At 43.9% G+C, this 21,447-nt stretch carries 24 protein-coding genes; 7 read left to right on the top strand and 17 right to left on the bottom strand.

Annotated features, from left to right (window positions below):
• Positions 1-6: 6 nt before the first annotated feature.
• The 10 genes from J7M13_09230 to J7M13_09185 are packed head-to-tail and all read right to left on the bottom strand — an operon-like array spanning position 7 to position 9,164.
• On the bottom strand, positions 7-483 hold the full coding sequence (locus J7M13_09230) for an NAD(P)H-dependent oxidoreductase (protein MCD6364159.1): 477 nt from the start codon (positions 481-483) through the stop codon (positions 7-9).
• A gap of 2 nt (positions 484-485) precedes the next feature.
• The gene (locus J7M13_09225; protein MCD6364158.1) at positions 486-2,021 is read right to left on the bottom strand and encodes a radical SAM protein; all 1,536 of its coding nucleotides are present in this window, start codon (positions 2,019-2,021) and stop codon (positions 486-488) included.
• Positions 2,021-2,356, bottom strand: coding sequence for a hypothetical protein (locus tag J7M13_09220; protein ID MCD6364157.1), 336 nt, complete (start codon positions 2,354-2,356; stop codon positions 2,021-2,023). The genes J7M13_09225 and J7M13_09220 overlap by 1 nt, the downstream gene beginning before the upstream one ends.
• A 20-nt stretch (positions 2,357-2,376) precedes the next feature.
• On the bottom strand, positions 2,377-3,288 hold the full coding sequence (gene secF / locus J7M13_09215; protein MCD6364156.1) for a protein translocase subunit SecF: 912 nt from the start codon (positions 3,286-3,288) through the stop codon (positions 2,377-2,379).
• Positions 3,289-3,295: 7 nt separating this feature from the next.
• Complete coding sequence (gene secD / locus J7M13_09210; GenBank protein MCD6364155.1) at positions 3,296-4,711, bottom strand: protein translocase subunit SecD; 1,416 nt, start codon at positions 4,709-4,711, stop codon at positions 3,296-3,298.
• A 15-nt stretch (positions 4,712-4,726) separates the two neighbouring features.
• Entirely contained in the window at positions 4,727-5,395 is a 669-nt protein-coding gene (locus J7M13_09205) for an HD domain-containing protein (GenBank protein MCD6364154.1), read from the bottom strand.
• Positions 5,396-5,399: 4 nt separating this feature from the next.
• Complete coding sequence (locus J7M13_09200) at positions 5,400-7,097, bottom strand: ABC-ATPase domain-containing protein (GenBank protein ID MCD6364153.1); 1,698 nt, start codon at positions 7,095-7,097, stop codon at positions 5,400-5,402.
• 16 nt (positions 7,098-7,113) lie between these two features.
• Positions 7,114-7,428, bottom strand: a complete 315-nt coding sequence (yajC, locus tag J7M13_09195; protein ID MCD6364152.1) for a preprotein translocase subunit YajC — start codon at positions 7,426-7,428, stop codon at positions 7,114-7,116.
• Between the two features lie 57 nt (positions 7,429-7,485).
• Positions 7,486-7,971, bottom strand: a complete 486-nt coding sequence (locus tag J7M13_09190; GenBank protein ID MCD6364151.1) for an HIT domain-containing protein — start codon at positions 7,969-7,971, stop codon at positions 7,486-7,488.
• Entirely contained in the window at positions 7,968-9,164 is a 1,197-nt protein-coding gene (locus J7M13_09185) for an amidohydrolase (GenBank protein ID MCD6364150.1), read from the bottom strand. Before J7M13_09185 ends, J7M13_09190 begins: the two co-directional genes overlap by 4 nt.
• A 107-nt stretch (positions 9,165-9,271) precedes the next feature.
• Here J7M13_09185 and J7M13_09180 point away from each other — a divergent pair, with 107 nt between their 5' ends.
• Positions 9,272-9,859 carry a saccharopine dehydrogenase NADP-binding domain-containing protein gene (locus tag J7M13_09180; protein MCD6364149.1) on the top strand — a complete coding sequence of 196 codons (588 nt, stop codon included), beginning with the start codon at positions 9,272-9,274 and terminating at the stop codon, positions 9,857-9,859.
• A gap of 52 nt (positions 9,860-9,911) precedes the next feature.
• The gene (locus J7M13_09175) at positions 9,912-10,391 is read left to right on the top strand and encodes a hypothetical protein (protein ID MCD6364148.1); all 480 of its coding nucleotides are present in this window, start codon (positions 9,912-9,914) and stop codon (positions 10,389-10,391) included.
• Here J7M13_09175 and J7M13_09170 read toward each other — a convergent pair.
• The 7 genes from J7M13_09170 to J7M13_09140 all read right to left on the bottom strand — a co-directional run bounded on the left by J7M13_09170 (position 10,388) and on the right by J7M13_09140 (position 17,583).
• Complete coding sequence (locus tag J7M13_09170; protein MCD6364147.1) at positions 10,388-11,005, bottom strand: cyclodeaminase/cyclohydrolase family protein; 618 nt, start codon at positions 11,003-11,005, stop codon at positions 10,388-10,390. The two genes, J7M13_09175 and J7M13_09170, sit on opposite strands and share 4 nt — an antisense overlap.
• Positions 10,995-12,245: an imidazolonepropionase gene (locus J7M13_09165; protein MCD6364146.1), complete on the bottom strand. Its 1,251-nt coding sequence runs from the start codon at positions 12,243-12,245 to the stop codon at positions 10,995-10,997. The genes J7M13_09170 and J7M13_09165 overlap by 11 nt, the downstream gene beginning before the upstream one ends.
• A gap of 4 nt (positions 12,246-12,249) precedes the next feature.
• The gene (gene ftcD / locus J7M13_09160; GenBank protein MCD6364145.1) at positions 12,250-13,161 is read right to left on the bottom strand and encodes a glutamate formimidoyltransferase; all 912 of its coding nucleotides are present in this window, start codon (positions 13,159-13,161) and stop codon (positions 12,250-12,252) included.
• A 96-nt stretch (positions 13,162-13,257) separates the two neighbouring features.
• Positions 13,258-14,907: a urocanate hydratase gene (gene hutU / locus J7M13_09155; GenBank protein ID MCD6364144.1), complete on the bottom strand. Its 1,650-nt coding sequence runs from the start codon at positions 14,905-14,907 to the stop codon at positions 13,258-13,260.
• A gap of 20 nt (positions 14,908-14,927) precedes the next feature.
• A complete protein-coding gene (locus tag J7M13_09150) occupies positions 14,928-16,067 on the bottom strand; it encodes an ABC transporter substrate-binding protein (GenBank protein MCD6364143.1) in 1,140 nt (379 codons plus the stop codon).
• Between the two features lie 45 nt (positions 16,068-16,112).
• Complete coding sequence (locus J7M13_09145) at positions 16,113-16,832, bottom strand: ABC transporter ATP-binding protein (protein ID MCD6364142.1); 720 nt, start codon at positions 16,830-16,832, stop codon at positions 16,113-16,115.
• On the bottom strand, positions 16,801-17,583 hold the full coding sequence (locus J7M13_09140; protein ID MCD6364141.1) for an ABC transporter ATP-binding protein: 783 nt from the start codon (positions 17,581-17,583) through the stop codon (positions 16,801-16,803). Before J7M13_09140 ends, J7M13_09145 begins: the two co-directional genes overlap by 32 nt.
• A 207-nt stretch (positions 17,584-17,790) precedes the next feature.
• Here J7M13_09140 and dctP point away from each other — a divergent pair, with 207 nt between their 5' ends.
• From dctP to J7M13_09115, 5 genes are all read left to right on the top strand, one after another.
• Positions 17,791-18,837, top strand: coding sequence for a TRAP transporter substrate-binding protein DctP (gene dctP / locus J7M13_09135; GenBank protein ID MCD6364140.1), 1,047 nt, complete (start codon positions 17,791-17,793; stop codon positions 18,835-18,837).
• A 73-nt stretch (positions 18,838-18,910) separates the two neighbouring features.
• Positions 18,911-19,411 carry a TRAP transporter small permease subunit gene (locus tag J7M13_09130; protein MCD6364139.1) on the top strand — a complete coding sequence of 167 codons (501 nt, stop codon included), beginning with the start codon at positions 18,911-18,913 and terminating at the stop codon, positions 19,409-19,411.
• Positions 19,412-19,414: 3 nt separating this feature from the next.
• Positions 19,415-20,734: a TRAP transporter large permease subunit gene (locus J7M13_09125; GenBank protein MCD6364138.1), complete on the top strand. Its 1,320-nt coding sequence runs from the start codon at positions 19,415-19,417 to the stop codon at positions 20,732-20,734.
• 30 nt (positions 20,735-20,764) lie between these two features.
• The gene (locus J7M13_09120; protein MCD6364137.1) at positions 20,765-21,256 is read left to right on the top strand and encodes a DNA-binding protein; all 492 of its coding nucleotides are present in this window, start codon (positions 20,765-20,767) and stop codon (positions 21,254-21,256) included.
• Positions 21,257-21,262: 6 nt separating this feature from the next.
• Positions 21,263-21,447, top strand: a 185-nt coding sequence (locus tag J7M13_09115) for an SDR family NAD(P)-dependent oxidoreductase (GenBank protein ID MCD6364136.1), incomplete at its 3' end; no start/stop codon positions are given.

Below are 21,447 nucleotides of genomic sequence, written 5' to 3'. Positions count from 1 at the left end.
GTTTATTTAAAACAACTTTTTAACCAGCTTTGCAACCCTCCTCCCAAGATTCCTGCACTCCTTTAGATCGGCTTCCTTAGGCTTACCAACCGAGATTGGACCATAATGCGCTCCCCCAACGGATATCCCTTGAATGACCATCCCATGAATCAGAAAAGCCTGAAGTATGCTCATGATCGCCGTTTCCGCTCCACCTCCATGTGTGCCACACGATGCAAAAGCTGCCCCCACCTTGCCCTCAAACTTTCCATAATACCTTACACTTTCATCAATTAACTTCCTAACCTGAGCAGAAGCATCTCCAAAGTATGTAGGTGTGCCAAATATAATTCCCTCATGTTCTTTCATATCATCAGGAGTAGTATCTTCAACCTTCTTTAAGGTACACTTTAACCCTTCTTCCCTAACTCCCTCAGCGACCGCTTCAGCCATCGCCTTGGTATTACCGCTACGAGAATAATAAGCAACCAGCACCTTAGCCACTTTCAATCACTCCCTGCTCCCGTCGCAGTCTTTCCCCTCCAATCTTCAACCTTGCCCTTCCACTCCTTCGCTTTCTTATATATTTCCTCAGGATCGAGCCCCATCTCCCTCCAACGTTTCTCCATTCTCTTTCTATAATATTCCTTGTCCTCTTTGAAGAGAATGCTCCTCACATAAAGCCACCTTTCATACTCCTCCCACCGCCTCTTATATATCTCGTTTATTCTCTTAGCGTATTCATCAACGCCGGGAGCGAGCTCATCAAGGAGCTTATCCGCACCAGGATGAGTAGGATGAGCACCATACTTCCTAACGAGTTCTCTTAAAACATGAGGTTTATCGATTATCATACACGGAGCAAGGAGATTATCATCACAATATGGCTGGGCTTCCCTTATAGCTTGGAAGAAGGGGGATTTTAAAACTTCAACTAAACTTTTTTCTCTTATATTATCTACAGCGAAGTGTGCGAAAACACAAGGTTCAACATCACCGTTTGAAATTATATGAAGGTATCTCTCACCAGCAGCCATACAACCATCTACATACCTCCCATCGTTCCAGAAGTCGCCCAAGAATATGGGGCGGGTAGAACGCCAGTATTCCACCTTTTCATGTAGACGAGCCCTCTGCTCCGGAGTAGCCATGTAGGAAAGATCAGGGTTTTCCCCTGTAGGTATGTATTGGAAGAACCATCCTACCTTACAGCCCTTCTCTATCATCGTATCTATAAATTCATCGCGTGTGAGAGAATCGGCACTATCACGGGTTAGTGTTGCAGAAAAGCCAAAGAGAACTCCCGCCTCCCTTAGATTATTCATCGCTTGCATAACCTTATCATATATACCAGGCCCCCTTCTTCTATCCGTTACCTCCTTAGATCCCTCAACGCTTATCATAGGAGCAACGTTTCCAAGCTCAGCTAATCTCTCCGCCACTTCCTTAGTAATGAGCGTTCCATTGGTATATAGATTGAAGTAAGCATCGTTGTGCTTTTCCCAAAGATCGAACATGTCTTTTCTCAAGAAAATTTCCCCGCCTGAGAATGTAAAGAAATACATACCAAGCTCTTTTGCCTCAGTTATAATCCTATCTATCTCCTCAAATGTGAGATCATTTGAAGTATCGTAATCTGCAGCATAGCATCCTTTGCATCTCAGATTACACTTCATTGTGGGGCTTATGACCATAAAGAAGGGAAGATGTATACCAAGCTCTTCTTCCTTCTTATCTCTTATAACTCTACCGAAGATCATCGCGTTAACAAGCAAGTTCCATATTAGCTTCTCCCTCGCTTTTGGAGACAGCTCCTTAAAAACGCGCTTCCATAAAACGAAGAAAGGATGCCCTTCATCCGCCATTCTGGCTATCTCCTTGAAGGACTCACGATGAAACTTTGTGAGAGAAAGGGAGGACAGGAGCTGAAAAACTTTCTTAATCTTGGCATCAGATGTATCCGATGCCACAAGGTTAGCTATTCCCTCAAGTATTTTACCAGAAACGTATCCTTTGACCTTGGTTAACATCCCGATTCCCATTACGACTCACCCCTTTTGAGATCCCTTACCATTTCCTCAAGAAGCTCAAGACGAGTCTCAAGAGCCTTGACTTTTTTTCTCGTCTCCTCAAGCTCGCTTCTTCGAGCTATATCTATGATATCCAGGAACTTTATTATTTCCTGCCTTATTTTCTCATACATTTCCTCTTTCCTCAGCTCCATTCTTCTCACAAACTCTTCGATCAGCTTTTTACCTTCCTCCTCTCTTAGCTCCCCTTTCGATACCAAATCCCTTATCAGGGACTCCAACTGCTCCCTCGTGAAAGCCAGTATACCCAAACCGCTTAAAAGAAGCTTCCTTACCACCTCAAACACCTTGCTTCACCTCCTTATTTTCAAGCCCGCGTGGTTCTCAAAGCGGGCGATCTCCCCTTTGTCTTCCTTCTAAGATTCCACTCCACGAGAAGAGCCCCCGCAACATATATGGAAGAATATGTCCCTACTATTATACCTAATAAGAGAGCTAAAGCAAAGTTTGAAAGAACCTCTCCTCCAAAAAGGTAAAGCGTTAGCACTGGCAAAAGAGTAGTCAAAGATGTATTTATAGTCCTCGAGAGAGTCTGATTTATACTCATGTTAATCAATGTTTTATAATCGAACCTTCTTGAAGCAGCTCTCAAGTTCTCTCTGACTCTGTCTAAAACCACTATCGTATCGTTAAGAGAATAACCTACTATCGTCAAAATCGCAGCTATAAATGGGAGATTTATTTCCTTCCAAAGAAGCGAATAAGCGCCAAGAACAATGGTGCTATCGTGAATAAGAGCCAGCACAGAAACAACCGCAAAGTCAAACTTGAATCTCATCGTGATATATAGAAGAATTCCTCCAAGAGCAAGCACGAGAGCAATAAAAGCCTGCCTACGAAGCTCCTTACCTATTACCGGACCAACGCTCTCTATTCTCAGAATATTTATTTCCCCAAATCTCTTTTTCAAAGCATTGAAGATCTTAAGCTGGGTTTCTCTTCCAAGAGACTTCGCCTTAACAACGAAACTACCATCGCTTGCCTTCTGAATCACGCTGTTTCCAAGACCGAACTGAGACAAAACCGCTCTCACATCTGAAACATGGGCATTTTGGGCAAGAGTGAACTGAAAAACCGTTCCTCCCTTAAAATCTATACCTAAGTTCAATCCCCTTACCGAAAGCAATACTAAACTCAGCAAAACCAATGCACCGGAAATCATAAAGGCTATTTTCCTTCTATCCATAAAGTTTATTTTAGGCACATTCCTTAAAAACATCATAGCTCTATCCCTCCTTTACCTTTGGAACCATAAGCACTCTAAGCGCCTTAACCTTCATCGAAACGAGAACATCTAAGATGCTCCTCGTAACGACTATAGCAGTGAACATACTTATTATTACACCAAGGCTTAGGGTAACCGCAAATCCCTTTATCGGCCCACTGCCAAAGTAGAAAAGCACTGCAGCCGCTATCAGGGTTGTAACATTCGCATCGAATATAGTTCTAAAGGCTTTCCTAAAACCAGCATCTATGGAAGCTCGCATTGTCTTTCCTTCTCTTAACTCTTCCTTTATCCTTTCAAAGATAAGTATGTTGCCATCAACAGCCATCCCTATGTTAAGAACTATCCCCGCTATGCCCGGGAGAGTGAGCGTCGCTTCAAGCCCAGCTAAAGCAGCAAAGATAAGAAGAATGTTCACTGCAAGAGCGAGATCTGCAACGAGTCCCATCAAACCATAATAGATGAGCATGAAGATGAACACCAACGCCCCACCGAATAAACCTGCTTTTATTCCTTTCCTGATAGAGTCCTGTCCTAATGTTGGTCCTATAGTTCTGTTCTCTATAACTTCAACTTTAACAGGTAGCGCACCTGCTCTCAAAAGTATAGCGAGCTTTTGCGCCTCCCTGAGCGTAAAATCACCCGTTATCTGAGCTTTACCACCTGAAATTACCTCTTGAACCACAGGTGCAGAAATTACATTACCATCGAGAACGATTGCGAGCTGACGCCCAACATTCTTTCTCGTAGCCTCCTCAAAAAGCTTAGCTCCCTCGCTATTAAACTCAAGACTAACGGCAGGTGTGCCAAACCTATCAAAAGTCGTACGAGCATTCTTAAGATATTTACCAGTTAACCATGTTTTACCAAGTAGATATACTCTGCCGGTTTCTCTATTGAAGTTAACAGATAGCTCCCTTTCCTTTTTAGTTCTCTCCTTAAACTTTTTGATAGTATCTTCATACTCCTTCATCGCCTCTTTATAATTCTTAAGCGCTTCTTCATACTCATTCTCTGAGGAGTAGTTCTTTCTCTGGGGTTTCAAAGGCTTTTCTGGACCTACATTAACAACCTCCCTAAACTCAAGAAGCGCAGTTTTCCCCAGAAGTTCCATAGCTGCTTGGGGATCCTTAACCCCCGGAAGCTGAACCAGAATTCTATTGGTTCCTGCCCTTTGAATCACGGGCTCAGTAACACCAAACTGGTCTATTCTGTTTCTAAGTATCTCCAGGACCCTGTTAACGGAGTCCTCCGTCACAGGCGCGTTCGGGGTCGGAACGCATTGAAGAATTATATGGGACCCACCCTTAAGATCGAGCCCCAGTCTTATCTTCCCCTCTATTGGGAAAAGATAAGCTATAGCGGCGACGATAATGCCGGCTATGATAGCCAACCGAATAAGGTCCCTTCGCTTCAAAGCTGACACCCCCTTTTAGAGAAACTTAACACCATTTATCTTAAGCCCAAAATCACAGCCTAAGATATGAGCCGACTTACGCGAAATCAGCATTCGAGAGAGAAAGATCTCAAAATACTCCATAACCTGCGATATTCTCGTATCTATTTCGATCTCAAGCGTGATAATCTTGTTCTCCTTGTCAATATTCAGAAAGGATCTCCGAACAGCATAGTTCACCCTATCGTGAATATCAAAGCTTATTATATCCGGATTCCTAACCCTGCTACAATGAACATCAGATTTATCAGCAAGTATGAGCGCTGCAGTTATAGGATCCATCGGTATCCCCTTTTCTTCCTCATGATTGCTTATAGCTATCATTATCTTTCCTATTTCGCTCGGGGCCATTCCCATATCCTCAAGAAGCTTAAACGCTATCAAAGCCCCCGCTGGACCATGCCTATCCCTCCCGCATATATTACCTATATCGTGAAGATAACCAGCTATAGCGGCGAGTTCCGCCATTCTCTTAGGATAGCCAAGCTTAAGGAGTATATTCCTCGTAACTTTGGCAACAAAACCTGCGTGCCTAAAGCTATGCTCTGTATACCCAAGTGCCGCGAGGAAATCATCCGCCGCTTGAATGTAAGCTCTCACCTTTGGATTTTTTTGAACCTGCTCGAGATCTATAACCTCCGACAAGATATCACCTTCTTTGCCTAACTCTTAAGGTCCTTAACCTATTTAGTGCCCCTGCTATCTCGAATTCCCTCGGCATAGCATATTCACCGGGATGCTCTCCTCTAAAGGGGGAAAGAACATCAAGTCCATTCTTCTTTATGTCTTTCACTATCAAGTTTATAATCTCCTTTATGGTTTTCTCCCCGTTTATATATCCCTTAGCAAGTCCGTAATAAAGAAAATCTCCTATAGCCCTTGTCTGACTCTCATCGACAAGCTGGTCAAGGAAAGAGAGATCTATAGATTCTCTTCCAAACTGGATATACCTTAACCCCTTCGCCCTAACTTTTACCTTACTCCCTTTCTTAGGATTTATACTGGAGGGAATTGGTATCCTCTCAATGATATTACCGAAGCTTTCCCCCCCTTCGCTTTTTCTATTAGTCCTAAATCTCCGTGCTATCTCCTTAGCTTTGTGTGTAACGTCAATCGGCCTATACTCATCCATCATTATCACGCAATCTGCAACATCGAAATAATCCCCGCTTCCTCCCAAAACTATAACGCTTGAAACTCCATAATCCTTATAAAGGCTTCTTACCTTATCTATAAACGGAGTTATAGGCTCCTTCTCCTTGGCTACAAGCTCCTGCATTCTCGCATCCCTTATCATAAAGTTAGTGGCTGAAGTATCCTCATCGATCAGCAGTACCTTCGCTCCAACTTCAAGGGCTTCCATTATATTAGCAGCCTGCGATGTACTCCCACTCGCGTCATCAGTCGAAAAGCTCCTCGTATCCTTACCCATGGGTAAGTAAGAAATAAAGGGGGAAATATCCACCTCCTCGACTCTCCTTCCATCCTCAGCCCTGATCTTAACGGTTTCCCTCAGCGACACCACATACTCTCTTCCATCTCCAGGAATATGAGGATAAACACATCGTTCAAGCGCCTTTAAGAACGTGGTTTTACCATGATATCCTCCACCCACTATAAGAGTGATGCCTGACCTTAGCCCCATCCCCCTAATCCTGCCTCTGTTGGGAAGCTCAAGCTCGATCTCAAGCGAAGGAGGAGAAGTAAAAGGAACGGCTTTTTCCTTAGACATTGGCTTATCGCTGATTCCACTTTCACGGGGGAGGATAGATCCATTTGCGACAAAAGCTATGAGATTCCTATTTAAAAGCTCTTCCCTCAGAAACTCCTGATCTTCAACAACATCAACGTGAAGCTTGATTTCCCGAGGATCACATGATGAATAAAGAAGGGAAGCCTCAACAATATATGGAATTTCATCGAAAAACATCTCAATGGCTTCCCTTCCAAGAATTCTTCTCCCTGCCGCTGGAAGCCCGACTACAAATCTTGCTTCTACAAATTTTTCCGTAACTACCATTGATGTCCTCTCAAGCACTTCTTGCCCAGGTGTATCTATTGCTATCATCCCGCTTTTACCTGAACCCCGACGCTCACTTACTCGCCTCGATGCCTTCGCAAACATGCGCGTTAAAAAGTCCTCAAGAGCAAGCTTTCGAACCCGCGTGGGAAAAAGCTCCTTTGGAAAAGACGATATCTTCTGCGAAACTCTGACTCTTAACCGCGAAGGTGAAGCAAAGGGATCCCCCTGCACATGATCTATAAAAAGAGTAAACTTCCCAAAATCATATACCCCTTTTATCTCTGTATAAGCCTTATAGCCTCTTCCATCTATTCTTCCTATTATCCTGCGTAAATCCTCTTTACTCCTTAGTCTCGTTTGTTACTTCCGCCCCCTCTCTCTTAGCAGCAACGGCATTTTTAGTTATGCGTACCTTAACTGGCTTATCGTTATCAAGCCTATCAACCTCGATTATAAAGCTATCGTCCTTTATATCCCTTATTACGCCAAATATGCCTCCAACTGTAACTATCCTATCACCTCTTCTTAAGCTCTCTATCATCCTTCTATGTCTTTCCCTCTGCCTTTTCTGAGGCCATAGAAAGAGAAAGTAGAATATCACGAAAATAAGTATTAATGGAACCAAACCGCTTAACAAACTCGGCTGCTGCTGCATATTTAAAAACCTCCTTTTTTCAAAAATTCACGCCCTCTATTCTAACATAGCTTCCTATTAGGGACAAGATAAAAGTTTTTCTCTTAGCGCTTGATATGTGTCCTTCAACGCCTGAGGTATTACTTTCGTGTCTGAAAGAACCGGCATGAAGTTCGTATCCCCATTCCAGCGTGGAACTATGTGAAGGTGCAGATGATCTTCAACTCCCGCTCCCGCTATCTTTCCAAGATTAAAGCCAAGATTAAAGCCATCTGGGCTCATGGTCTCTTTAAGAAGAGAAAGCATCTTTTGAGCTATAAGCATGAGCTCCAAGCTCTCCTCCTTTGAAAGCTTTTCAAAATCTCCTAAGTGCCTGTATGGTGCCACCATCAGGTGCCCCGGGTTGTAAGGATAATTGTTCATTATGACAAAACAGGTTTTCCCCCTATAAAGTATCAAGTTTTCCTCATCCCTATCCTGCTTTGGAAGCTCACATAGAAAGCAACCTTCAGCTTTTGGAGCAAGGATATATTCTATCCTCCAGGGGGCAAACAGAAACTTCATTCATATCCTCCCCTTAAAAACTCATAAGCGATATTTGCAAGAAGCTCAACCCCGATTGGAAGAACCTCATCATCGACGTTAAAGAAGGGATTATGATGCGGACGATCTGTACCCTTATCCTTATTACCGGTTCCCAGAAGGAAGAAGGTTCCTGGAACCTTCTCGAGATAAAGGGCAAAATCTTCCCCTCCCATATTTCTCTCCGCCTCAGAGATAATACAACTCTCTCCAAAAAGATCCTTTGCCAGATTTATGGCAAACTCTGTGAACTTCGGGTCATTTATCAAAGCTGGAGTGCTATAATTGTCCACAAATTCAGCGTCTCCTCTCATTGCTTTCGCTATACCTTTCGAAAGCTCTTCTATCCTTGAGATAACCTTTTCTCTCGTTTCCGGAATAAAAGTCCTAACCGTGCCGACCAAAAGGGCTTCTTCTGGTATTATGTTAAAAGCAGTTCCTCCCTCTATCTTCCCTACGGTTATCACTGCCGAATCCAGAGGATCCACTTCCCTTGAGACTATCGTCTGAAGGGCAAGCACGATATTCGAAGCCATAACCACCGGATCAACAGCAAACTGAGGAGCTGCACCATGTCCTCCCTTACCTTTGACCTTTATCTCTATTTCATCAACTGCCGCGAAGAATGGCCCTTTTCTAAAACCAAGCGTTCCAGATGGAAAATAAGACCAAACATGCAAGCCTGCTACTGCTTCAACTCCCTCAAGACCACCAGCTTTTATTATCGCCTCCGCACCGCTACCAATTTCCTCCGCGGGCTGAAAAATCAACCTAACACTACCCGGTAACTCTCCTTTAAGCTCATTCAAAAGCTTTGCCGTTATAAGAAGAATGGCAGTATGAGCATCATGTCCACAGGCATGCATAACCCCCTCATTGCGAGAACGATATGGTAGATCCTCATTTTCCTCCTTCATTCTCAAAGCATCTATATCAGCTCTGAGAGCTATCATAGGCTTTCCTGCCTTCCCTTTTATGGTAGCTATAACACCTACATCCTTTCCTCCACATCCCACTTTAATCTCGTCAACTCCGTATTCCTTAAGCTTCGCTGCTATATACTTAGTGGTTTCATATTCCTCAAAAGAGGGTTCAGGATGGGCATGAAAGTGATGCCTCAGTTCTATAAGCTCACTCTTATACTTTTCCGCCAGCCCTCTTATCCTATCGCGCATACCTAACACCTCCTCAGTTTAATTCCTCAACCAATTATAACATATTGCAGTAAGAAAGAAGTTGAGGTAGTATCTTAGTATCCAATAGGGCAAAGGAGGGAACCATCTTGAAAAAGGCGTTGGTCCTTGGATGCGGTCTCGTGGGAAAAACCATCGCAGAAGACCTATCTAAGGAATATAAGGTAAAGGTTCTGGACACAAATGAAGAAAATCTCTCTAAGCTTAACCAAGGGATAGAAAGAATAAGGGGATCTGCTCTCGATATCTCGCTCTTAAGCGAACTCGTAAAGGACGCTGATATCATCTGTGGAGCTCTTCCAGGAAGCATAGGATATGAAGTAGCTAAAAATGTACTATCCTTGGGGAAAAAATACTGTGATATTTCTTTTATGCCTGAGGACTTCTTAAAGCTCGATGAGATCGCTAAGGAAAAGAAAACCACTGCAGTATTCGATATGGGAGTCGCACCAGGGATATCAAATCTCTTGGTTGGAAGAGGAGCACATCTTTTGGAAAAAATAAGTGAGGTTAAGATATATGTAGGTGGCTTGCCAGAAAACCCCGTTCCCCCATTTAACTACAAAGCTGTTTTCTCTCCTTATGACGTCTTAGAGGAATATACAAGGCCCGCACGGTATATCCGAGATGGAAAGCTCATAGAAGAAGAAGCCTTAAGCGGATTAGAATATTTTTGAATTCCCGAACGTTGGACTTCTTGAAGCATTCTACACGGATGGTTTAAGGTCCTTGCTTAAAACGATCAGAGCAGAAAATATGGAAGAAAAAACATTGAGATATCCCGGACACGCCATGATAATAAAAGCCCTAAGAGAAATGAAACTGTTAAGCGACGAATACAGAGATCTAACGGCTAAATTGCTCTTTCCCTTATGGGAGATGAAACCTGAAGAAGGAGATAGAGATATAACCATAATGTGGGTAAAGGTTGAGGGAACGGGAAAAGAGGAAGAAAGAATAACCCTCGAGTGGGAGCTTTTCGATAGATTTGACGAAAAAAGTAAAATTCATTCTATGGCAAGGACAACCGCTTTTCCCTGCGCCATAGTAGCAAGACTTATAGCGGAAGGGGAAATAACTAATGAGGGAGTTATCCCTCCCGAAAAGCTTGGTATGGATGAAGGGCTTTACTCAAAAATTATGTGGGAGTTGCGAAAAAGAGGAATTAAGATAAAGGAAAAAGTCATAGTGGAGAGAGAGCTCGTTTAATTGAGCCCTCTCTCCACCTTTTCCCTCACATCATGATAAAGCTCTTTTCCCTTTTTAAGCAAAGTTACTGCCTTTTCCTTAGTTGAGCTAACAAAATCGGAGTCGCTTATGGAAGCACAGTTTATAAGAACATTAAGATAGGCAGACTCCATTGAACCGTAGGCTGATATGGCTGAAACTCCCACATCACTTATAGCATTTTTATTTCCCTTATCGATTAGGTTGCAAGCAAGTTCAAGAACTCTCATGGAAAGCTCCATGACTGAGAGAGGCAAAAGCGTGGCGTTTCTAAGAGCTTCTTGCATAGCGTTCTTTCGCTCTTTGCTCCCCTTAGGAAGCTTTAAAGCTAACATAAAGGTGTTAAAGGCATCTGTATCTTCATCCACCTTTTTCAGAAGCTCTTCTCTTAGCCTATTAGCCTCATCCAATATCGTCTTTACTTCATCCTGGACACCTTCATAGCCCCTTTTTCCTAACGTAAGATTACAAACCATAGAAACGAGAGATGCACCTATAGCGCCCATTAATGCTGCTGCACTTCCTCCCCCGGGAGCCGGCGAAGATGAAGAAAGCTCACTCAAAAACCCGGAAACCTTAAGATCCTTAAGAAGCATATACCACCCTCCCTTTCTTTATAACGCTTTTTACATGGCTTCTGCCAAACTCATAAAATAGAAAAGCATATTTGGGAACATCCATTATAACGATATCTGCTTGTTTCCCAAGATCAAGACTGCCTACCTTATTTCCTCGATCAATGGAGTAAGCAGAGTTTAAGGTGGAAGCTACTATTGCTTCCTCAGGAAGCATTCCCATTCCAAGAACGGCAAGCTGAATCGTCATCTCCATCGAACTACAATAACAACTTCCAGGATTGAAATCCGTCCCTAAAGCAACTGGAACCCCAGCATCTATCATTTTTCTAGCTGGAGCAAAAGGCTTTCTCAAAGAGAATGAGGTTCCTGGAAGAAGAACCGCAAAAACCCCCTCATCAGCCATCATTCTAATTCCTCTATCGCTCACCTTTAGAAGATGATCGGCACTTTTTGCATGCAGCTCTGCAGCGAGCTCCGCTCCACCTAAGGGAGCTATCTCATCAACATGGAGTCTTAACCCCAACCCTAAATCCTTTGCACGTGAGAGTATCTCCTTACTTTCCTCCACTGAGAAAACACCTTCATCACAGAAAACATCACAATATAAAGCAAGTTTTCTCTCAACGACTTCAGGCAACATAACATCCTTAACATACTCTATATAGGACCTCCGATCAGATCTATACTCCTCAGGAATCGCATGTGCACCGAGAAAAGTTGGAACTATCTCTAAAGGAACCTCATCATTAACTTCTTTTAAGACTTCGAGCTGCTTTATCTCGTCCTCAAGCGTTAAACCATAACCACTCTTAGCCTCAGCGGTCGTTATGCCAGACTCAAGCAGTTTCCTCGCGTTTAATCTCGTTGCCTCAAGGAGTTTCTCCTTGGTTGCTTCTCTAACCTTTTTAACGGTGTTTAATATACCTCCTCCTGCCTTGAGTATCTCTATATACTCTGCTCCCCTCAAGCGAAGCAGAAACTCTTCCTCTCTTGTCCCCACAAATGGAAGATGAGTATGCGCATCAACAAACCCCGGCAAAGCAATACAACCTGAAGCATCTATCTTTTGAACAGCATTTCCGTATCTTTTAAGAAGCTCCTTGCTTTCTCCCACATCCACTATAATTTCACCATCGATTGCAAGGGCTCCATCTTCTATTATGCCTAACTCAAGCATCTCGCTTTGAAGGCGAGGCCCTTTTTTAAAATCCTTAACGGTTAAAAGCTGAGAAATATTGTAAATCAGCAGATCAACCATGATCTCACTCCTCCATCTCCAACAATCTCATCTCTATAACTTGTTTCAAAGGATCAAATGTATGTAACTTAAGATAGTACGCTAATGAATCAAAAAGAGCTTCCGCGGGAAGCAAACCCACTATCTCGCTTTCAACGATAGGAACGCCCCACCTCTCCGCTTCGATCTTTATAAGCTCATATACTCTGTAAATCGCGTTCTTGGTGTAATCCGTGAGATTCATTGAAACCTGAACCAATCCTTTCTCCTTAAGCTCAACCCCTATGGCTTTAACGAAACCTAATCCACCGCTTGAAGCTCGAACGAAACGAGCTATCTTTTTAGCCACGCTTATATCACTTGTCCCAAGGTTAACATTAAAGGCGATAAGGGAGTTTCTCGCCCCCACCACTGTAGCACCCGCCGTTGGATGAAGCCTCGGAGGACCGTAATCCGGATGCCTTTCGGGCTTTTCAATTTCCTTCTTTAATCCCTCATACTGCCCTTTTCTTATGACTTCAAGTTTTTTTCTCTCAGGTCTTAAAGCTGCCTCTTCATAGAGATAAACCGGTATACCAAGCTCATCCGCTATTCTCTTCCCCAGGTTTCTGGCAAGAGCCACACATTCCTCCATGCTAATGCCTTTAAGAGGAATAAAGGGAATCACATCCGTAGCACCTATGCGAGGATGCTCACCCTCATGCTCCTCCATGTTTATAAGCTCAGTAGCCACCTTAACTGAGTCGAAAACCGCTTTTGCCATCTCATCCGGATCTCCAACTGCGGTTATCACCATCCTGTTGTGATCTTTATCTGCAGAAACGTCAAGAAGCCAGACCCCCTTCTTACCTCTGAAACAATTAGATATCTTTTGAATAACATCCTCTCTTCTTCCCTCGCTATAGTTTGGAACGCACTCAACCAATCTCTTGGGTATCAACACACATCCCTCCTTAAAAAGGGGTGGGACCCTTTCCTAATAGAGTCCCACCCCCTTGAATTTCAAAATAGACCCTACAACGGGAAACAGCGCTTATTTCAGCATCGGTATCTTCACACCATGTTTTTTAGCCCATTCTATTGCTCTTTCATATCCCGCATCAGCATGACGTGCAACGCCTATTCCAGGATCATTCCTCAACACTCTCTTTATCTTCTCCGCAGTCTCATCAGTTCCATCAACTACGGTAACTTGCCCCGCATGAAGCGAATAACCTATACCAACGCCACCACCATGATGGAAGGAAACCCAGCTTGCTCCGCTTGCGGTGTTAAGAAGGGCGTTAAGAACGGGCCAATCTGCTATCGCGTCGCTTCCATCTTTCATGCCCTCAGTCTCTCTGTAAGGAGAGGCAACCGAGCCCGTATCCAGATGATCCCTTCCTATAACTATCGGGGCCTTTATCTCACCCTTCTTAACGAGTTCATTGAATATTAACCCCATCTTGTCTCTCTCTCCATACCCCAACCAACATATTCTTGCAGGTAGTCCCTGAAATTTGACTTTCTTTTGAGCCATACGAATCCAGCGAACAAGGTGCTTCTTCTTCGGAAAGGTCTCTATAACCGCCTCATCCGTCCTGTAAATGTCTTCTGGATCTCCGGATAGGGCAACCCATCTGAAAGGTCCCTGTCCCTCACAAAACAGAGGCCTTATATACTCAACGACAAATCCAGGGAAATCATATGCGTTTTTAACCCCTCGTTTGTAGGCTTGCGTTCTTATATTGTTTCCGTAGTCGAAGACTATTGAACCCATTTTTTGAAGGTCAAGCATTGCCCTCACATGCTTAGCTATGGAATCAAGAGCCATCTCCTTATACTTTTCGGGGTTAGTTTTCCTCAATTCCAGGGCTTCTTCATAAGGAATACCAGCAGGAACATATCCATTAAGCTCATCATGCGCAGAAGTCTGATCCGTAACAACATCCGGTATAATGCCCCTCCTTACAAACTCAGGGAATATATCTGCAGCGTTTCCTAAAAGTCCCACGGAAAGAGGTTTCCCCTCATCCCTGGCCTTTAAAGCAAGGTTCAATGCTTCATCTAAACTTTCAACCATCACATCAAGATAACCAGTATCGAGTCTTCTTTTTATCCTTTCTCTATCGACTTCAACTATTATGCCAACACCTTCATTCATCGTTATGGCGAGAGGCTGAGCTCCTCCCATACCACCAAGTCCCGCCGTTAAAACAAGCCTGCCCTTAAGCGTTCCATTAAAGTGCCTGTTAGCAACAGCTGCTAGCGTTTCATAAGTTCCCTGAAGTATTCCTTGAGTTCCTATATATATCCAGCTCCCAGCGGTCATCTGACCATACATTATTAACCCTCTCGCTTCAAGGTCTCTGAAATAGTCCCAGTTAGCCCAATTTGGTACAAGATTAGCATTAGCGATAAGAACCCTTGGCGCCCAAGGGTGAGTCTTAAAAATTCCAACCGGCTTACCGGACTGAACAAGCAAGGTCTCATCGTTCTCAAGACTCCTTAGGCTTTCAACGATTGCATCGAAGCACTCCCAGTTTCTCGCAGCTTTACCGGTTCCTCCATAGACTATAAGCTCATCAGGCTTTTCAGCAACCTCAGGATCCAAGTTATTCATAAGCATTCTCATAGCTGCTTCTTGAACCCACCCCTTACACGTAAGCTCCCTTCCCCGGGGAGCTCTCACGATTCTTCCCATACAAACACCCCCTCAAAATCTCAATCCTTAGGAATTATGACTTCTGGATCATCAACAATTCCAAAGTGGTGGAACTCTCCTCCTCTGACTATCTGAACCTGAACTGGCTTTATAACCTCGCCTATCTTGGTAAAACCTCTTATTTTGCCAGTTAAACCATCAAAGTTCTTCAAAGAGGCTATAGCATCCCTTATCTTCTTGGGATCGCTTGAATCCGCTTTCTTTATCGCCTCAGCTATGATGAGAACGCTATCAAAGGAGGATGCTCCCACCATATCCGGATCCATCTTGTATCTCTCCTTATATTGTTTTATAAACCACTTAACGAGAGGTCTGGGATCATCTCTATCGAAATTAGTGGTAATTATGACTCCCTCAGCAGCTTTACCACCTATCTCTATGAACTTAGGGGAGTCAAAACCTTCTTCACCGACTATCGGGCAGGTGAATCCAAGATTACGCGCCTGAACGACTGCAGGAGCATGGAAATAATATCCTCCTATAAAGAGAGCCTCTGGCTTTAACCCCTTAAACCTGGTAAGATAAGGAGTAAAATCCTTTTCCCCCATGGGGAAATGCTCCTCAGCAAGTATCTTTATTCCAAGCTTCTTAGCCATTTTCTTAAACCCGTTGGCTATTGCCCTTCCGTAGTCATTATCAAGCGTGAGTATACAAACGCTTTTAGCCTTAAGCTGCTTGCCTACAACTTCAGCCACAGCAGCTCCCTCAACGGTTCCAAGAAAACCATTTCTAAATATATAGTTTCCTGCCTTAGTTATGTCAGGATGAACCGCATAAGCGGAAATCATGGGAACCCTCGCCTCCTGATACACCGGGGCAGCTGCCCTCGTTGGTCCGCTGTAAGAACCGCTTACCACAGCAACCACATTATCTTTTTCAGTAAGTTTATGGGCTATTGCAACCGCCTCTTTGGATTTGCACCCATCGTCGTATACCACAAGCTCAAGCTTTTTCCCCAGAACCCCGCCTTTCCCATTAACATAATCAACGGCAAGCTTAGCGGCATGAAGAGCGCTTGCTCCATCAGCAGCAGCAAAACCGGTTAAAGGAGCGAAAAACCCTATCTTTATCGTGCCTCCGGCAAAAGCCACTCCCGCCATCGTGAAAACCAGCAACACCGCTATCGCCAGCTTTCTCATTAAAGATCACCCCCGTTATGTTAAGCCCCCAAATCGAGGGGGCATCTATCCCCCTAAATATGCTTTCTTAACCACAGGGTTAGCCCTTAACTCTTCCGAGCATCCCTCAAAAACTATTCTTCCCGTCTCAAGAACATAACCCCTATCCGCTACCTTAAGAGCCTGACGAGCATTTTGCTCAACGAGAAGTATGGTCATTCCATTCCTTCTTAGCTCCCTTATAACCTCATATATTTTTTCAACGAGTATAGGCATCAATCCCAGAGAAGCTTCATCTATCATTAATAATCTAGGTCTTGCCATAAGAGCCCTTCCCAAAGATAGCATCTGCCTTTCCCCACCACTCATGGTTCCCGCAAGTTGCTCTCTTCTCTCCGCAAGAACTGGGAAAAGCTCAAAAACCTCTCGCATTCTCCTATCTATCTCAAATCGATCCTTGAGCGGAAAAGCACCTACCCTCAAATTCTCTTCAACTGTGAGATCTGAGAAAACCCGAGCTCCCTCAGGAACCATCCTCACACCCTTTCTCGCTCTCTCAAAAGGTTCCATATCGGTAATATCCTCTCCGCTAAAGAATATCTCCCCTTTATCTATCTTTTCCAATCCCATTATTGCTCTCAACATGCTCGTCTTTCCAGCCCCATTAGCGCCGATGATCGCAACGAGCTCTCCATCCTCAACCCTTATAGAAATGCCTCTTAAAGCCTTTATCTCCCCATAGCTCAAATGAAGATCAGAGACTTTGAGAAGCTCCAAGTTCTCCACCGCCTTTTCCAAGATAAGCCTCTATGACCCTCGGATCATTTCTTACATCATCAGGAGAGCCCTCAGCTATTTTCTGCCCATAATCAAGGACAACTATCCTATCACACAAGCTCATAGCAACCCTCATGTTATGCTCTATAAGTAGTACAGAAACGCCATTTGCTCTTATCACTTTTACAAGATCCATAAGAGATTCTATCTCCTCGTAGCTTAAACCAGAAAACGACTCATCGAGAAGTAAAAGTTTAGGAGAAAGGGCAAGAGCTCTTGCAATCTCCAATCTTCTTAAGCAACCGAGAGGGAGAACCCCTGCTGGGGCCTCCTCGAAATTGAGAAGATCGACCTCCTTTATAAGTTGACGAGATCTCTCCCTTAAAGGAGGCAAGTTATAGGGTTTAAAGGAATCAATAAGCGAATCATATAGATCCTTTCCGTAAGCGGAAAGAACATTCTGCCAAACCTTAAGCTCTCTAAACGGGCGAACGATTTGGAAGGTTCTGGCTATACCCATCTTGGCTATATCATGTGCGGGCAATTCCGTTATGTCTTTCCCAAGAAAATATATCTTCCCTTCGGTAGGCTTTATTACCCCACTGATGAGATTAAAACACGTAGTTTTACCCGCACCGTTAGGACCTACCAACCCAAGTATCTCTCTTTCTCTTATAAAGAAAGAGACATTCTTTACTGCTTCGAGCCCACCGAACCTCTTAGTCAGGTTTTTTACCTCTAAAATAACCTTGGCTCCCATCTCAAATTCATTATACAGCTTTAGGAAACGAAAGTAAAGCAAAAGGATACAAGGATGGTTTAAAAATATTATAGGATGCTACTAAATAGCCAAAACTTGGAATATATTGACAAGCCTATGTTATTAACATATAATCATCATGTAATATCACTACTTTAATTTTAATGTTTTAACCTTCAAAAAATCTTAATAGGAGGTGGCAGAAGAATGAAAAGAAGGGCTCTTTTAGCGATCATCGCGGGAATGATAGCCCTCGGATTGATCGCGGGTGGACTGGCACTTGCCAAAACCCGAACTCTCGTGGCACAGAGCTGTTTCCCGCTCAAGCTCCCCTTAAGCCAGAACGGTATCGTGCTCTGGGCTCAAAAGGTGGAAAAGATGAGCGGAGGTCGCCTCAAAATCGAGCTCCACAGCTCTGGAGAGATAGTTCCTCCCCAAAAGGTTCTTGAAGCCGTCAGAGAAGGAGTACTCGACCTCGGTTATAACACGCCTGCATGGCAGAAAGGCGAGTACCCAGCTGGAGACCTCTTCTACACCCTTCCTGGCGGTGTCTTCCAGTTCCACGATTTACTCGTATGGATGTATAGCGGTGAGGGCATAAAACTGGAGCAGGAAATGTACAAGGGAAGCGTGATTGCTTTTCCATTAGGGCTTACTCCCCCCGAGGAGATATGGTCCAAGAAACCCATAAGGAGTCTGAAGGATATCAAAGGGCTCAAGATAAGATGTGCTGGCTTAAGCATGGAGCTTTGGAAAAAGCTGGGTGCCTCTGTAGTCCTCCTGCCTGGAGGAGAAGTCATACCTTCTCTGAGGAGAGGTCTCATAGATGCAGCCGAATTCTGCGATCCCTACATGGATTTAGCCCTCGGTTTACCTGAAGTTGCCAAATACCTCTTTAATCCTCCAATCCACATGGGATCCAATATGTTCCAGCTCGTTATCAATTCCAAAGTTTGGAATTCGCTCTCGCCTGACCTTAGGGAGATCATGAAGAATGCTGCCGTAGCAGCCACGATCGAAGGGTATGCAAAAGAGTGGATAAAGACCATGGAAGCTTTTGCCAAGTTCAAGGAGATGGGCGTCAAGATGACCAAACTTTCTCCTGCCGATCAAAAGAAGGCGAGAGAAATAGCCTTCCAAATTCTTGAGGAAAAGGCAAAGAAAGATCCATACTTCAAGAAGGTTTGGGAATCCCAGAAGAACTTCCTCAAGAAATTCAGGCCTTACTATGAATTTAGCAAGTTTGACATCTAAAAACTCTTTGCTCTGCGGGAGGAGAGCTTCTCTCCTCCCGCATAAAAATTAAAGATCAAGGAGGCATCACCGAATGAAATTCCTCGCGCTCATAGAGAAAATAGTAAGGATTTGTGGAAAGGGAGGAGCCTGGCTCGTAATTCCATTAAACGCGGTTGTGGTGTATGAAGTTTTCATAAGATACGTGTTAAATAGCCCAACAGATTGGGTCTATGATACCGCCTGGATGCTTTTCAGCGCCATGTTCTTACTTGGGGGAGGTTATACCCTTCAGGAAAAAAAGCATGTTAGAATAGATCTCGTATTTAACGCCCTCCCCGAGAAAGTAAGACTGGTATGGGAACTCATTTTTTTCGCCGTTATGTTCTTACCCATTATGGCGATCCTCTTCTGGAAGGGATTAGAATACGCAATGTATGCTTGGAGTATAGGGGAAAAGCTCTCCACCACAACCTGGGGATTTCCCTCAGGTCCGGTAAAAACCATGATCCCTGCGGGATTTCTGCTCCTCTTCCTTCAGGGGATAGTAGAACTCGTAAAAACTATTAAAAAGCTCGCTCAAGGGAGGTCTTAAGCAATGGGAACTGAGGCAATAGCCTTAATAGCAATGGTTCTCCTTATAGCGCTGGTTATAAGCGGGGTAAGGCTCGCTTTCGCTTTAATGTTCCTTGCAATCCTATTTGGATACCTTTACAGAGGACCCGCCATGTTTAATCTCTTCATACACAGAACTTACGGGGTAATGCAGAATGAGGTCTTGATAGCAGTACCGCTATTTATATTTATGGGAATCATTCTTGAGAAGAGCGAGGCGGCGGAAAAGCTTTTCAACACGATGTTCCAGCTTTTTGGTCCCCTGCGTGGAGGGCTTGCCCTCACCGCCGTGATAATAAGCACTCTGTTTGCTGCGTGCACGGGCATAATAGCCGCATCTGTAACGACAATGGCACTCATAGCTTTTCCCGCAATGTTGAAGAGAAACTACAGCAAGAGTCTCGCTTCGGGCGTTGTCTGCGCTGGTGGAACGCTCGGTATCCTTATACCACCAAGCGTCATGCTGGTAATGATGGGACCTATGTGTAGTCTCTCCGTGGCTAAGCTATTCGCAGGTGCCATATTTCCCGGCCTGCTATTATCCGGATTGTATATAGCCTATATACTTATCGTATCTTGGCTCAAGCCGGAAGTAGCTCCAGCTATAAGTGAAGAGGAAAGAGCAAAGGATAAAAAAACGCTGATAATACAAACCATGATTTATATGATACCGGTTTTAGGGCTACTCATAGCGGTTCTCGGATCGATACTGCTTGGAATTGCTTCTCCTACGGAGGCTTCCGCGGTGGGAGCCCTTGGCGCAGCGATTATAGCTCTTTCTTATAAAAAGCTAAATTGGAAAACCTTAAGGGATGCGGTATATGAAACCCTTAAAATAACCTCCATGGTTTTCTTCGTTATAGTCGGAGCAGGGATGTTTACATCGGTGTTTTTGTTTATGAGAGGTGGAGCACTGGTTGAATCACTTCTTATGGCAACTGGCTTTGGAAAGTGGGGAATATTGGCTCTAATGATGTTCGTCATATTCATTCTCGGAATGTTTATAGACTGGATTGGCATTCTTTACATAGTCATACCAGTATTTATGCCCATAGCTACAAAATTAGGTTTCGATCCTCTCTACTTTGCAGTGCTCATAGCGGTTAATCTTCAGATGTCATTCTTAACCCCACCGTTTGCTTATGCCATATTTTTCCTGAAGGGGGTAGCACCTCCAGAAGTAACTACAAAAGATATCTATAAGGGGGTTCTATCTTTCGTAAGCCTGCAAGCGATAGGATTAGCACTCTGTATAATTTTCCCACAGATAGTAACTTGGTTCCCGAACGTAACCTTTAAGTAAGGAGTGAGATTAAAAGGGAGGAGAAAGCTCATGAAGGAGGAGGTTAGAACCTCTTCCGTTGAATGCAAGGGCGGAAGACTTATTGTGGGGAGAATCCTTCCCGGAACTGATCTCATAGAAGGAGTCCTTAAGATATGCAAAAAACATGGCTTGGAAAGTGGTAGTATAGATGTAATGCTTGGAAGCTTGAGAAAGTTTACTTTCGTGTACGCTGTGAAGGACGAAACTAAAAAGCTCAAAACCAGATATTGTGAACCGGTATCGGTTGAGGGGCCCTTAGAATTCCTTTGCGGAAACGGAATTATAGGGAAGGATGGTAGAGGAGAAGTGGTTGTCCATCTCCATGGGATAGTTTCAGATGAGAGAAGGAAGATTCATGCAGGGCACATAGTAAAAGGAGGAAATCCTGTCTTAGCCACCATAGAGTTAGTTATAAGGGAACTTCCAGATATAGAGAGAAGGAGAGAACTCGACGAGGAAACGGAATTTCCCCTATTTAGGTTTAGTAGAAAGAGGAGCTGAGATAAGATGATAAGCTTTTCAGATAAGGTTGCATTAATAACGGGGGGCGGTAGAGGCATAGGGCGCGTTACCGCCCTTCTTTTTTCTCGATTAGGGGCTTCGGTCGTAATCTTGGATCTCCTTGAGAGAGAAGGCAAAGAAACAATCAAACAAATAGAAGCAGGTGGAGGAAGTGGGACTTTCATCAAAAC

The sequence above is a fragment of the Synergistota bacterium genome, from assembly GCA_021159885.1.
GTDB lineage: Bacteria > Synergistota > GBS-1 > GBS-1 > GBS-1 > AUK310.
Note: the sequence above shows the minus strand (reverse complement) of the source record. Positions and strands in the feature narration are given on the sequence as shown.

Excerpts from the sequence above, each read along its gene's own strand:
- J7M13_09225 (MCD6364158.1), bottom strand. The coding sequence starts at position 2,021 with ATGGGAATCGGGATGTTAACCAAGGTCAAAGGATACGTTTCTGGTAAA.
- secF (MCD6364156.1), bottom strand. The coding sequence starts at position 3,288 with ATGTTTTTAAGGAATGTGCCTAAAATAAACTTTATGGATAGAAGGAAA.
- yajC (MCD6364152.1), bottom strand. The coding sequence starts at position 7,428 with ATGCAGCAGCAGCCGAGTTTGTTAAGCGGTTTGGTTCCATTAATACTT.
- J7M13_09190 (MCD6364151.1), bottom strand. The coding sequence starts at position 7,971 with ATGAAGTTTCTGTTTGCCCCCTGGAGGATAGAATATATCCTTGCTCCA.
- J7M13_09185 (MCD6364150.1), bottom strand. The coding sequence starts at position 9,164 with ATGCGCGATAGGATAAGAGGGCTGGCGGAAAAGTATAAGAGTGAGCTT.
- J7M13_09170 (MCD6364147.1), bottom strand. The coding sequence starts at position 11,005 with ATGCTTCTTAAGGATCTTAAGGTTTCCGGGTTTTTGAGTGAGCTTTCT.
- J7M13_09165 (MCD6364146.1), bottom strand. The coding sequence starts at position 12,245 with ATGGTTGATCTGCTGATTTACAATATTTCTCAGCTTTTAACCGTTAAG.
- hutU (MCD6364144.1), bottom strand. The coding sequence starts at position 14,907 with ATGGGAAGAATCGTGAGAGCTCCCCGGGGAAGGGAGCTTACGTGTAAG.
- J7M13_09150 (MCD6364143.1), bottom strand. The coding sequence starts at position 16,067 with ATGAGAAAGCTGGCGATAGCGGTGTTGCTGGTTTTCACGATGGCGGGA.
- J7M13_09140 (MCD6364141.1), bottom strand. The coding sequence starts at position 17,583 with ATGGGAGCCAAGGTTATTTTAGAGGTAAAAAACCTGACTAAGAGGTTC.
- dctP (MCD6364140.1), top strand. The coding sequence starts at position 17,791 with ATGAAAAGAAGGGCTCTTTTAGCGATCATCGCGGGAATGATAGCCCTC.
- J7M13_09130 (MCD6364139.1), top strand. The coding sequence starts at position 18,911 with ATGAAATTCCTCGCGCTCATAGAGAAAATAGTAAGGATTTGTGGAAAG.
- J7M13_09125 (MCD6364138.1), top strand. The coding sequence starts at position 19,415 with ATGGGAACTGAGGCAATAGCCTTAATAGCAATGGTTCTCCTTATAGCG.
- J7M13_09120 (MCD6364137.1), top strand. The coding sequence starts at position 20,765 with ATGAAGGAGGAGGTTAGAACCTCTTCCGTTGAATGCAAGGGCGGAAGA.